Source organism: Terribacillus sp. JSM ZJ617, from assembly GCF_044383785.1.
Taxonomy (GTDB): Bacteria; Bacillota; Bacilli; order Bacillales; family Amphibacillaceae; genus Terribacillus.
The window spans coordinates 47246-59945 of the sequence record NZ_JBISEQ010000005.1; the positions used below are offsets into that span (position 1 = coordinate 47246).

10 protein-coding genes and 1 riboswitch are annotated in these 12700 nt (G+C 37.7%); of the genes, 9 read left to right on the forward strand and 1 reads right to left on the reverse strand.

Annotated features, from left to right (window positions below):
- Positions 1–7: 7 nt before the first annotated feature.
- The 4 genes from ACH6C1_RS15685 (at position 8) to ACH6C1_RS15700 (ending at position 4993) form a co-directional block, all read left to right on the forward strand.
- Entirely contained in the window at positions 8–196 is a 189-nt protein-coding gene (locus ACH6C1_RS15685; RefSeq protein WP_374078714.1) for a hypothetical protein, read from the forward strand.
- Positions 197–452: 256 nt separating this feature from the next.
- A complete protein-coding gene (locus ACH6C1_RS15690) occupies positions 453–2975 on the forward strand; it encodes a phosphatase PAP2 family protein (RefSeq protein ID WP_374078716.1) in 2523 nt (840 codons plus the stop codon).
- A 289-nt stretch (positions 2976–3264) separates the two neighbouring features.
- Complete coding sequence (locus ACH6C1_RS15695) at positions 3265–4044, forward strand: putative hydro-lyase (RefSeq protein WP_374078718.1); 780 nt, start codon at positions 3265–3267, stop codon at positions 4042–4044.
- Positions 4045–4456: 412 nt separating this feature from the next.
- A complete protein-coding gene (locus tag ACH6C1_RS15700; protein WP_374078720.1) occupies positions 4457–4993 on the forward strand; it encodes a DUF4352 domain-containing protein in 537 nt (178 codons plus the stop codon).
- Between the two features lie 198 nt (positions 4994–5191).
- Here the strand turns inward: ACH6C1_RS15700 and ACH6C1_RS15705 are convergent, their stop codons facing one another.
- Entirely contained in the window at positions 5192–6877 is a 1686-nt protein-coding gene (locus tag ACH6C1_RS15705; protein ID WP_374078722.1) for a methyl-accepting chemotaxis protein, read from the reverse strand.
- Between the two features lie 364 nt (positions 6878–7241).
- Between ACH6C1_RS15705 and ACH6C1_RS15710 the strand changes: the two genes are divergently transcribed.
- The 5 genes from ACH6C1_RS15710 to ACH6C1_RS15730 all read left to right on the forward strand — a co-directional run bounded on the left by ACH6C1_RS15710 (position 7242) and on the right by ACH6C1_RS15730 (position 12407).
- Positions 7242–7418, forward strand: a complete 177-nt coding sequence (locus ACH6C1_RS15710; RefSeq protein WP_374078724.1) for a hypothetical protein — start codon at positions 7242–7244, stop codon at positions 7416–7418.
- 588 nt (positions 7419–8006) lie between these two features.
- Positions 8007–8093: riboswitch (cyclic di-GMP riboswitch) on the forward strand.
- Positions 8094–8200: 107 nt separating this feature from the next.
- Positions 8201–8569: a hypothetical protein gene (locus tag ACH6C1_RS15715; protein WP_374078726.1), complete on the forward strand. Its 369-nt coding sequence runs from the start codon at positions 8201–8203 to the stop codon at positions 8567–8569.
- Between the two features lie 42 nt (positions 8570–8611).
- Positions 8612–9322, forward strand: a complete 711-nt coding sequence (locus ACH6C1_RS15720; protein WP_374078728.1) for a hypothetical protein — start codon at positions 8612–8614, stop codon at positions 9320–9322.
- Between the two features lie 44 nt (positions 9323–9366).
- Positions 9367–10491: a methyl-accepting chemotaxis protein gene (locus tag ACH6C1_RS15725; RefSeq protein WP_374078730.1), complete on the forward strand. Its 1125-nt coding sequence runs from the start codon at positions 9367–9369 to the stop codon at positions 10489–10491.
- A 281-nt stretch (positions 10492–10772) separates the two neighbouring features.
- Positions 10773–12407, forward strand: a complete 1635-nt coding sequence (locus tag ACH6C1_RS15730) for a pyridoxal phosphate-dependent decarboxylase family protein (RefSeq protein WP_374078732.1) — start codon at positions 10773–10775, stop codon at positions 12405–12407.
- Positions 12408–12700 lie beyond the last annotated feature (293 nt).

Sequence of the window (12700 nt, forward strand, 5' to 3'; positions counted from 1 at the left end):
TGTTCAAATGAAATACAGTAAAACGACTATGACAAAATTAATTAATCAACAGAGTGAGTTACATGAGGAGTTAAAAAGGCTGAAAGCTGAAATGGGCTTAGAGAAAAATTTAGCAATTAAAGCACTTTACCATTCATTTGTAGCTAATAGCGGTAAATATATGGATGAATATAAAAAAATAGAACGTCCGAGATAATAGTGAGTTGTCACAACATCTAAATAGAAGCTTCTCAATAGTGGATGCACTTTTGAGAGGCTTTTTTTTATTTTTAGATTTCCTAGTCATGTACTTTCAGTAATAGCCCCCACACTTTTTCAGTATTTAACTACACTGTTCTACATCTTCACAAAAAAAACACCAAATTTCAACAATCTCCCTACATTCATTTAACAAGATTCCCCTAAAGTTGAACTTGTGATTATTTTACGCAGCAGAAGAGGAGATAAAGAATATGAAATCCTTTAAAAAACTAACTGTACTACTATTACTTGCTGTGCTGACTGTGAATTCTGTTGAGCTTCCTGTTTTGGCAGCTAGTCAGCAGGAATTTACAAAGCCTTCAAAACCTCAAGGAACTTCTGAAGAATTAAATACAAATCCTCCTGATGTTGAGCAGCCTTTCCCAGCAGTGGATAATGGCGGGAATGCAAATGATCCTACACTAAAGAATATAGCTGGGACTAATCCTTTTATCGGTATCCTGGACGGATTTGATCAGGTTTGGTCGATGAATCAGCCTGATTGGAGAGACGGAACAGTGTTGACTATACCGGGTGCAAACGGTGAGGTTGCTAATTATGGCGACGGGCCTACCGTTTATTTTGATGGCTATAAAAATGATCCGACAAAGGTAGTAGCAGACAAGCAAACATACGCTAATGAAGAAATCAGGGATCCTGCTACTTGGGAAGCTAATATTAAATATGTGGAAGACGTTACGAATAACCGGACAGACGAAGAAGCGTTGGCGGCTTACTATGATGATCAACGAGATAAGATATACAGTGTAATGGATGCTTATGGACCTTTGGCCAATACATATGCAGATATTGTTAATCCGACTACAAGCGTTATCCGATCAAAAGCCGATATGAATGTAGTATTGGAAGAAGAAACTGTCGAGGACCAGTCGCAAGGAATGGGACAATGGGAAGGTACGAAACTAACAGATGCGATGGATTTAGTACATCTGGTTAGATTTAGAAGTCCTTCTTCCTCCAATCCTTCTAAGTACTTTTTCTCATCGCCAAGACCTTGGAGAATGAATTCAAATGGAGAAGTGAAAGAAGTGGTGGATGAGAATGGGTTACCTGTATGGACCACGATCGGCAGTGGTGAAGCAGCAGAAGAAGCACTGGCTTCTGGCGGCAAGAAAGCAACGGGAGAAAGACATTACCAGCAATATGAATCTAATGTGAAAGTAATTCCTGCATTAGAATATGTAAAAAGAAAAGCGGAAGATGGAAGAGGGAAAGACGGTGCTTTTCCAAGCGGACACACAAGTGCAGCTTATTTATCATCATTCGGTTTTGCATACGCGACGCCTGAAAGATATGCTGAGTTTTTAACAAGAGCAGCTCAGTTGGGTGAGAATAGAATAGTGACTGGCATGCACTCACCGCTTGATGTTATCGGCGGAAGAATTCAATCTACGGCAATGACTGCTTACGCATACAACCTTGATCAAAACCAAGATGTTATGGATAAAGCGTATAAAAATGCTGGGGAAGTATTCGGAGAACTAGCTGATGCAAAAGGAATGAGCTTGTACGAATATGCTCATACGGTAACAGAGGATTATACGTTTGAAAGTGCATACGATGAACAAAAATGGGAAGACCATGATGCGAATAAAGCATTCTATCGTGAGAAACTCACTTACGGATTGCCTCAAAATGGCGAAAAAGGCTTGGACCCTGTCGTACCTAAAGGGGCGGAAGTTTTATTGGAAACCCGTCAGCCTTATTTGTCGGATGAACAACGTCGAGAAGTATTGTATACCACAGAAATTGAATCAGGCTACCCTGTATTGGATGAATCAAAAGGGTGGGGCAGACTGGATTTGGTAACAGCTTCTGATGGATATGGTGCGTTTTTAGACAATGTAACAGTCAATATGGATGCTTCTAAAGGAAGATTCAACGCCCATGATTGGTGGAGAAATGATATAACTGGCAGTGGTATGCTGACCAAGCAAGGGACAGGTACACTTACGCTGACAGGAAGTAACAGCTACACAGGAGGTACATTGCTGGAGGAAGGAACGTTAGAAGCCGCCGCGGCCACTGCTTTTGGTGAAGGAGATCTTTACGTAGAAGATGGTACAGTATCCGTTACTAGTGAAGAGCCTCTGCATGTAAAAGGAAACGTCACAATGGAAGATGGAAGCCTGAATCTTGCGATGGATAATAGCGACACGCAACTGCATGCAGACGGACAGTTATACCTAGATGGTGGAGATCTGAATCTAGATCTGTCTGATTATGAATTGAATAAGGCCGAGGACATTACCTTGATGACTGCTGACAAAGTGAATGGTGAATTCGATAACATAACTGCGGATGGTCATGAGGTAACAGTCACATATAACGAGAACAGTATCGTTGCCCATATTGGAGCAAATGACAATCCTGGACAAGGCGAAAACCAGCAACCTGTAACAGAAGACGAAGAGAACCAGGAACAACCTGTAACAGAAGACGAAGAGAATCAGGAACAACCTGTAGCAGAAGATGAAGAGAACCAGGAACAACCTGTAGCAGAAGACGAAGAGAATCAGCCGCAGCCTGTAGTGGAAGACGGAGAGAACCAGCCGCAGCTTGTATCAGAAGATGGAGAGAACCAGCAACAGCCTGTAGCGGAAGAGGGGAAGAAACTACCAGACACTGCCACTGATAACTTTAAGTACTTGTTAGCTGGATTTATACTTCTGGTAAGTGGATCTTTATTCTTCTTTATAAGAAGAAAAGCATAATTGTTAAGTAATCAAAAGGCTACTCATCAGTCAATTAGACTTTTGAGAAGCCTTTTTCCTTTCTGGATAGTTAGAGTGGGACTTATTTTATTAAATAATCCAGGGGCGTTTTTTGGATAGCTCCCTGCGATTTAATAAGCGATTAAAGATTATGAGCTCTTTTAATAATCAGGATATTCGTATAAAGTTGGAGATGAGTGTTTCTTTATTCAGCGCTCTAATCTCAAAGGTGTTGATAGAAACGAAAAACTAGACCAGGAGCTATATACAAGAATAGGGGGAATTACAAATGAATCCAAGCACCATAAGAGAAAAAATCAGAAGCGGTGAACACAATACCCATACTTCTGGCTTAGGTAGTGATTTTGTTCAAGCCAATTTAGCAATTGTACCAAAGGAATATGCTTTTGATTTTCTATTGTTTGCTAATCGAAACCCGAAGTCTTGTCCGATTATTGATGTATTAGAACCAGGTGTGGTTGAGTCTGCTCTTGCTGCTGGCTCGGATATTCGAAGTGATATTCCGCTTTACTTTGTTTATGAGAACGGCAAACTAACGGAGAAGCGTCAGGATCTTAAAGAAATCTGGCGGGATGACTTTGTATCGTTCTTAATTGGCTGCAGCTTTACCTTTGAAAGTGCATTGCTAAAGGGAGGCGTTCCTTTAAAACATATTGAGCAGAATAAAAATGTGGCGATGTACATAACAAATCGTCAAACAAAGCAAGCAGGTGAATTTAGTGGGCCTGTCGTAGTCTCCATGAGACCGATTAAAAATGAGCTAGTTCAAAAAGCAATTGATGTCACTGCACAGTTTCCGAAAATGCATGGATCTCCAATTCATGTAGGAGATCCAAAAGAAATTGGTATAGACGATATTAGCAAGCCGGATTTCGGTGAATTTACAGAGTTCGGAGAAGGAGAAACACCTGTTTTTTGGGAATGTGGCGTTACGCCTCAATCTGCAGCGATTCATTCTCAAATTCCACTTGTTATTACACATGCACCGGGCCATATGTTTATTACTGATGTCACTAATGATGAGTTTTTGCGTGATTTTAAAGCTTAGCTCACAGACGCTAACCATACCGGCAGCATTAACTAATAATCTAGGATATATCTTTCTAACAACAATTAATAAAATGAAGACTACATCCGATATATAAGGATGTAGTCTTTTTTTATTAACTGTAGAAAGAAATAGTTTTATCGAGATCGTTAACTATTATGTTAATGAGCACGATAAAAAGATACTATATAATCCTTTTTATCAAACTATAATGGTTTGAGCTTAGAATAGCTTCACAATTCTTAGTCTTATAAATGAATGAGTATCAAAAAATTCTCGGTCCATAATATTAACTTATTAGATAAAAACTAGTAAATATGTAATGTTATGGTTGAAATCACTAGTATAATAGTTTGATATAATATTCGTTAATAGGTTTTAAGTATTATATAGCAACTTAGGGGGAAGAGTAATGGGTAAGTTTTTTAAATTTGGATGTCTAGGAATTATTGCGATTATCGTTATCATCATCATTATTGCGGTTGCTTCTGGTGGCGGAGATGAATCCTCTGAATCTGGTAAAAAAGTAGGAGAAAGCAAAGCTGAAGAAACGAAGCAAGAAGAAACGAAAACTTTCGCTGTTGGTGATACTATTGACCTAAATGGACTTGAAATCACAATTGCTGATGCTAAATATATTGATGCAAGTGAGTACAGCCCAGCAGAGAAGGGTAAAGTACTTCAAATGAACGTTAATGTTACAAACAACAAAGAAGATACAGCCTTCATCGACAGTACTGACTTCAATCTTTACGATACCGATGGTAATAGCCTTGATTATTATTACGGCGGTGATTCACTAGATCTTTCTGGTGACGTAAACGCAGGTAAAAAATTAAGTGGTACACTTACTTTTGATGTACCAGAATCAGACTCTTATGAAATGATCTTTGAACCTACCTTCTCTTGGACAGATGAACAGATTACATGGGATATTAAACCTGAATAATAAAAAAGCTAGTTCTTACCTATGGTTTGAACTAGCTTTTTTTATGCCTTAAAAAGAGATATCATCATATATTTATAAGATGGTTGTTTTATGAAATGGTTAATGGAGAATGGATTATAATGTTCATGGGCATTATAAAAAAAAGCCGTTGGTTCGCATTAAAAAAGATCCCTCAGAGATAACATGAGGGATCTTTTTTTAATACTTAAACCGATTAACAACTTCCTGCAACTCTTCCGCTAAATCGGACAGAGAAACAGCCGCATTCGAGATGTCTTCCATAGAACTTAATTGTTCCTCTGTTGCTGAGGCAACTGCCTTGGAACTGGATGCTGTTTCTTTTGATCCGGTTTCAAGAGTTGAGAGGTTATGCTGCACTACCTCTACACCTGCAGTTAATTGCTGGGTGGCAGCTGCTACTTCTTGAATTTGAGCTGTTACCTGTCCAACGAGATTTAATATCTCGCTAAACTGTTGCTGGCTCTCACTGGCGTAATTCATGCCTGAATCCACATTTTTCTGCACATTATGGATATTGACTACGGTATCTTTTGAGTCCGTATCTATTGTGGAAACTAAGTGCTTAATATGGCTGGCAGATTGGTTTGTTTCATCAGCCAGCTTTCGGACTTCTTCGGCTACAACTGCAAAACCTTTTCCTTGTTCTCCGGCTCGTGCAGCTTCAATGGCTGCATTTAATGCAAGGAGATTGGTTTGTTCCGAGATGTCTGTGATGAGTGAGGACATATGACTTATTTCTGTTGTACTTCTCACTAATGACTTTAATCCGCTCCCAGCTTCTTGAACAGAATGATTGATGGCGGTCATTTGTTCTGACATCATATTTACAGAAGAGACGCCTAACTCTGCTTTATCCTTCATAAAGGAGGAGTTTTCAGCAATGCGGTTTGTGTTGTCAGCTACATTGGAGAGGCTCTCTAAAATCTCTGTTATGGATCCAGAGCTCTGTTCTGTCATGTTACTTTGATTTGTACTAGTTAAAGCAATTTCCTTCATGGATTGTGAGATTTGGTCCGAAGTAGCTCTAGACTGTTCAGAGCTTGCCGATAATTCTTCTGAAGCGGCCGCGACCTGTTGGGATGAACTGCTGATCTGCTTTACGATACCTGCCAGTGAGTGAACAAAAGCATTAAAGGATGCAGCAAGCTGACCAAATTCATCCTTACTCTTGACTTCTACTTTTTGAGTCAGGTCCGCATCTCCCTGCGCAATATCCTCAAGCTGTCTATTGAGACTTCTTAGAGGTACCAAGATGGATCTTAAAAGAAGCATACTTAAAAGGATCCCTATAATAATTGAGATTATTGACACTGTACTAATGAACCATCCACTTACAGTTCCATATCTATGAATATCTGCTTCTAAATCATTCACATCCTTATTCAATTGATCGACTAACTCATTTACGGATGGATCTAGTAATTCCTTCCGTAAGGTTCTTTCCTCTCCTAAGTGAAGTGATTCTGCTTGTTCGGGATTGGAGGCAAATTGTATTACTACTTCCTGATTCATACTCCAAAACTCTGAGAAGTTATCCCGAATATCATTTACGTTCGTCAAATAATCCTTATTGTGGATGAGTGATTCCAATTGATCTAAAGTTGAGAAGATATCCTCGGATTTCTCTTCCATTCCATCAGCGAAATCCTGTTCGCCAGTGATGAGAAAACCTCTTTCATCATTCGATAGGCCAGCTAACCTATATTGGACATGCTTGATTTTGTTTTGAAACTCCATTTTATCCTTTAGGATATCATTCTTCTTTGTAATGGAAGAATTGATGAAAATGGATGAAACTCCAATTAGTAATAAGGAAAATATTAAAATTGAAATTATACCAAGAAGTTTTGTTTTGATTTTCACGATTAAATTCCTTTCTAATAAAAAAAGCTCTACATATTAATTAGCTGCTCAAAACTATTAAGGCTCCCAAACCAAGATATTCCTTTCTGATTAATTAATATGCACGGTATATATATCGACCAGCCTAGGGAATCTTAAAGGCTTTTACGAGATATAACAAGAGAGCTAGGTGTTTCAGTTCAATTAAAAAGCTACAGATTAATCTGTAGCTCACTAAAGTTGTTAAATAACTGCCTCTTTCATGTCGATTAGCGTCAATAATGATCGTTCTCATTAACAGCCTGTTTACAATGAATTGACCTCTTCTTAACAGTCCTCTGGTATCTTACTTATGTACCTTAATTTTTTAAAGGGAGAGGTTTCAATGCTTAAAAAATGGATGGTAGCATTGGGAATGGTTTCAGTTCTTATGTTGGCGGCATGTAATGATGGTGACGATGAAGATCCAGCTGATGATGAGCAAATGGAGGAACAAGAGCAGGACCAAGATCAAGAGCAAGATACTGATGATAGAGAAGAAGATACAGATCAATCTGAATAATATATAGTGGCTGAAAGGCGTTCCTTTGTGGTTCGCCTTTTTTAAATTCAGTACTACATGACACCCATTTAGAATTAAAGTGGTGCACTATAAAAACATTCTTTTATTAGTGAAAGTATGAGTGGTAGGAATAAGACATATAGGCAGTTACTAAGTGTACAGCTTTACAAGAGGCAAAGCTCAATTTTTTCTGTTTTGATAAAAGCTAATCGAGTAGTACCCAGCCAATTGAGATTGAGAAACAGAGGTGAGATTTTTTGGTTAACAATTATATTTGGAATGTTGATTAAATGTTTGTATGAGGACTCTCTTATTCTTTTGAACTAGCTGGAACGATGCTATATCGTGAACATCTTTAAACATTTAACAATTTCTATTTAAATTGTCTGTAGTTGACCGATATAAGGGAGGCAGGTGGTTTTAATGTATAGTAAATTAGACCTGTGACAGCATCCGTGAAATGGTGGTTGATGAATTAATACACCTATAAATAGAAGAAGCAGTTATAATTAGACAAGAAAATATGAGTAATTTATAATGCGAAAGGGAACGTGAAGTTATGGCGGGGTGTATTTAGAACTATAAATCAAAATTATTAGGCAAACTTATCGAAAGATAGGGACGCAAAGCTACGAGTCTAATATCCGTATGGATGATGATAGTCGGGTTGCCAAGTATGAAATTATATCATTGGCTATCCTTGTCTATATTAGGATAGCTTTTTTTCACACTTAAGCGGTAATTATAGTTTTATCAGGCATATAGAAAAAGGAGCGAACGAAATGATAGTAGTAGATAAAAAGAAGTATAAGATGGCGATTGATGAAAATGCCAAAGAAGTACATGTCCAGGTACATGGATTAATGAGGGAGGAAGATGCAGAAGGATATATGGTCGATTTGCAGGATACAATCAATAAAGTATCTAGAAAAGATTATACTTTTGTTGTCGATGGAACTCATCAAACGCCTGTACCTTCGAAGGTTGTACCGCAGTTGGAACAAACAATGCAATTCTATTCTACTTTAGGTTTTAAAGATACAATTGTAATAAAACCTTCTTCTAAAATTGCTCAAGTGCAAATTAGGAATGCCCTTGAAAGAATTGAATTCACGGGAAGGTTTATGGATAAAGTAAATCATTCTATGTAACATCCGGTTCGCCAAATTTGCAGTTAAAAGGGAGATTAAAACATGCAAGCAACACAGGAATTGTATACATATGAAATTTTAACAAAGAATCAAACAGAAATGATTCAAAAAGCTGCCGAATGTCTCGCCCGTACATTTATTGGTGTAGATGTTGCAGGGAAATGGGTTCAGGAACCGATGGTTGGACAATTAAGTATAGCGTATGAAGATTTCTATGCTTTTACCAAGGATTATTTGGATTCAACTGTAGACCAAGGATATTGTGCAGTCGCTCTAGACAGTGATAATCATGTTGTAGGTGTCCTTGCCGGAGATACCAATGCACCCGAAATTATTGGAGAGGATGTATTCGAAGGTTCTTTCTATGATATGAATGTTATTCTTCACGTACTGGAAGACGTAGATAAACGCTTTATCGAAGATTATAAAAGACGTAGCGGAAAAGATATTTCCAATGGGGATATGTTGCACCTATTTATGTTGGGCGTGATAGCCGAACAAGAGCGTCATGAAGTAATTAAGCAATTAGGAAATAGGTTGATTACAAAAGCAGCGAAGCAGGGGCTGAAGGCAGTAGTGGGCGAAGCGACAAACCCTAAATCGATTCGTGTGATGGAAAAATATCACGACATGAAAAAATACCAAGATATCGAAGGTAATCATATTGTTCATATGTATAAAGACAATAGCAAACTGCAAGCCATTCCTTCGAATGTAGCTGATGGAACATACATTATTATAAGAGAACTATAAAAATATAATTCTGATTGAAACAGAAAGTAGGAGTTTAATTTATCATGGAATTTTACTTGATAGGAATAATAGTCATTCTATTGATAGCTTTAGGTTATTTTGCTTACCAATATGTTGCACTGAAACGTCGTGCACAATTAAACACTTTAGGCAGTGGCGATGAAATTATTTTGAATCGCGTTGGGAATGAGCAGCAGCTTGAGAACTGCAGCCATATAGAAAAGGAACTACTGTCGTTATCAAAAGATGTGAATGAAAAAGGCGTAAATCTTGCGGAAACAGGTGAATATGCTTCTGAACAAGCTGATATTGTGAGAGCAGCAATTGACGAGGTAGGCAGAGGATTAGAGAAACAATTAGTAGCCACAGAAGAAAGTGCTGCCTCCATGGAAGAAATGACACAAGCGATAGAAAATTTATCAGTTAGATCTAATCAGATTTCAGAACAATCCATTACTACGCTAGAATTGACGCAGCAAGGAAATGAGAAACTAAAAGATTCCTTGGTAAAGATGGATCAATTTAATCAAACAGTTAATACAACCTCTAATGCAATAAACAAACTTGGAGAAAAATCTTATGAAATCAGCAGTATTGTTAAGGTGATTACAGAGATCTCTGAACAAATTAATCTGCTGGCGCTGAATGCAGCGATAGAAGCTGCTCGAGCAGGCGAAAATGGTAAAGGATTTGCTGTTGTTGCAGATGAGGTAAGAAAATTAGCGGAACAAACTCGCCAATCTACTTCAGAAGTATCACATATCGTGAAAAATATACAAGAAGAAACAGCTATAGTGGTTAAGTCAATGAACCAGGGGACCGAAGAATTTAAAGATACGAATGCAGACATTTTAGAGGTTGGAAATATGTTCGAAAAGATACTATCTACTACAAAAATTATTGCTGAAAACAACGAGAACTCTTCTGCAAACACAGAAGAATTATCTACTGCTTCACAACAGATCATGACAACAATCGTTGAGATTGCATCTATCTCACGAGAATCGGTGGAGATGTTTGAGGAACTAATTGAGATTAATGATGAGGAACTTCATACGATACAAAACCTTGTTGAGAAAGCAAGAAATCTTATAAACCACAAAAACGTAGTAGGCGAACTACTAAAAGAGAATGATGATGTTAAAGCAAAGGAAGTAAAAGCGAGTTAAAATGCCAGAATAAAAGGTCAAGGTAGCAGTTTGACTATTCGCCTTACCGAATGAAAATATTTGGCTTCTCCATAATTTATCTAATATGGGATGATCCCCTTTTAGTAAACAGATTAAAGAGAGCATTCTGATCTGTTTAAAGGAGGGGATCTTTTTCTTATGAGAAAATTACTTGCGCTTGTCTTAATTTGTTCTTATAGCTAACATTCCCCCTTTCTACCTAAAACATAAAATTGCAATCAGTAATTTCTATAAATATTTAGACATTAGGAGGTAAAATAATGAAGGAAATTCAAAAATTATATCCTAGTATGGACGGGAATGACTTTCAAAGAGAGGAATTATTGTCCTTTTTTAAGTCGATTTTAACAAAAATAGATGAATTAAAAGATCCTAACAAATTAACGCTAGGAGAAATGCCTGAGTACACAGAGGATTACTATAATCGCGTTATTCAAAAGGCGTCTGTTCCGAATACAGGAGTGTCGATGGAGGAAGTGGTTCAAAAGCTTCTAAAATTAGTAGAAGGGCACCGGTTCGTCAATCGGAACTATGTAGCCAATGCAGCTCCCCTTCCCAATATTGCTAGTATCCTTGGTAATCTGGTGATGGTTCTAGTTAATGGTAATAATCTATGGGATGTGGAGGGACCAGCAGCAGCAAAAGCAGAAGTCGAAGTAGCTGCAATGCTATCCAAACTTATCGGATACGATGAAAGCATCAGCGCAGGATATACAACATGGGGAGGACAAGGGGCTGTCTTTAACTCTTTACGTCTTGCCATTGCCCGTTACGAGCCGACCTCTAATCATAATGGTGTACCGCAAAATCTCTATTGTTTCTGTTCAGAGCTATCACACTACAGTCTGCTTAAATCTGTAGAAGCAACTGGGATTGGCATAGAAAACATGATTCGAGTGAAAGTTAATGCTGATCATTCTATCAATCTAGAAGATTTAAAAGAAAAAATGGAGCATATTATTGCAAAAGGCGGTGTTCCGCTTTATGTCCTTGCCACAATGGGAACTACTGATACATTTGGGGTTGATGACATTAAGGGGATTAAGCATATAGCGGTAGAAATGGAACGCACATATGGCATAGATCCAATTTATATCCATGCAGACTCTGCTATGGGGGGCATGTATACTTTCTTTAATAATTACAGCTTTGATAGCAATACTTTGCAATTTACAGAGAACGTTATTGAGGTATTGAAATCCTATCAACAGAAATTTAAAAATATAAAGCTTGCAGATAGTATGGTTTTTGATTTCCATAAGCTTGGACAAACGCCATATATCACAAGTTTATTTTTAATCAAAAACAAAGAGTATCTTAAGAATGTTGATTTAGATGCAGTAGAAACGCCGTATGTTGGGAATCGCGGTTATGGTAGTTATCATACAGGCTACACGCTCGAATGCTCGCGAATGGGAAGTGCTTTGGCGATTTATGCATCTTTACTAGCATTTGGAATCGAAGGCTATCAAAAGCTTTTAGCCAATTATATTCATGTTAATATTGCATTTAGAGAGACACTAAAAAGGGAATTTCCGAATGTGGCAATCACGAATGAGGTTTCTCCTATTACAACATTCCGTTTTTATCCCGAGAAGAATAAATGGAATGGTGAATTGAATGGACTGCTAACTATAGAAGAACTGACGGAAATTAATCAATTTAATGACGGGTTTGCAGAGATGATTGGAGCCGAACGAGATACCGTCTACTTTGGATTTACAAAAAAGCAGCGTCTCGTGGAAGCTGCAAACTCAAACAATCGAATATCCGTATATGCGCATAAATTTTTTGCAATCTCGCCATACACGACAATAGAAGAAGTCGACCGTTATGTTGGATTCTTAAAAGAACACTTAGACTTATTTATGAAGACGGCAGTAGTACAAGTATAATTGTAAGATTCTGTTCCACTCTCTAACCATTTCTCCTGGGTTATAGGAGAGGGGATCTTTATATTAGCAAGTACTATGAAGTAGCTGACAAGTACTATGAAGTAGCTGACAAGTCAGAAGAAACAGCTGGCAGCAGTCCTTACCTTACATGATGTAATATCTTTTCTCAAAAAAACATCAAACCTTGATACACTAGGGTTTGATGTTTTTTTATCGGAATATGTTATAGGTGTATTTAAGCTATTAAATTCAATCGTCCTTATCCCAAACCAAGCTTCTACTATTAATTGCAT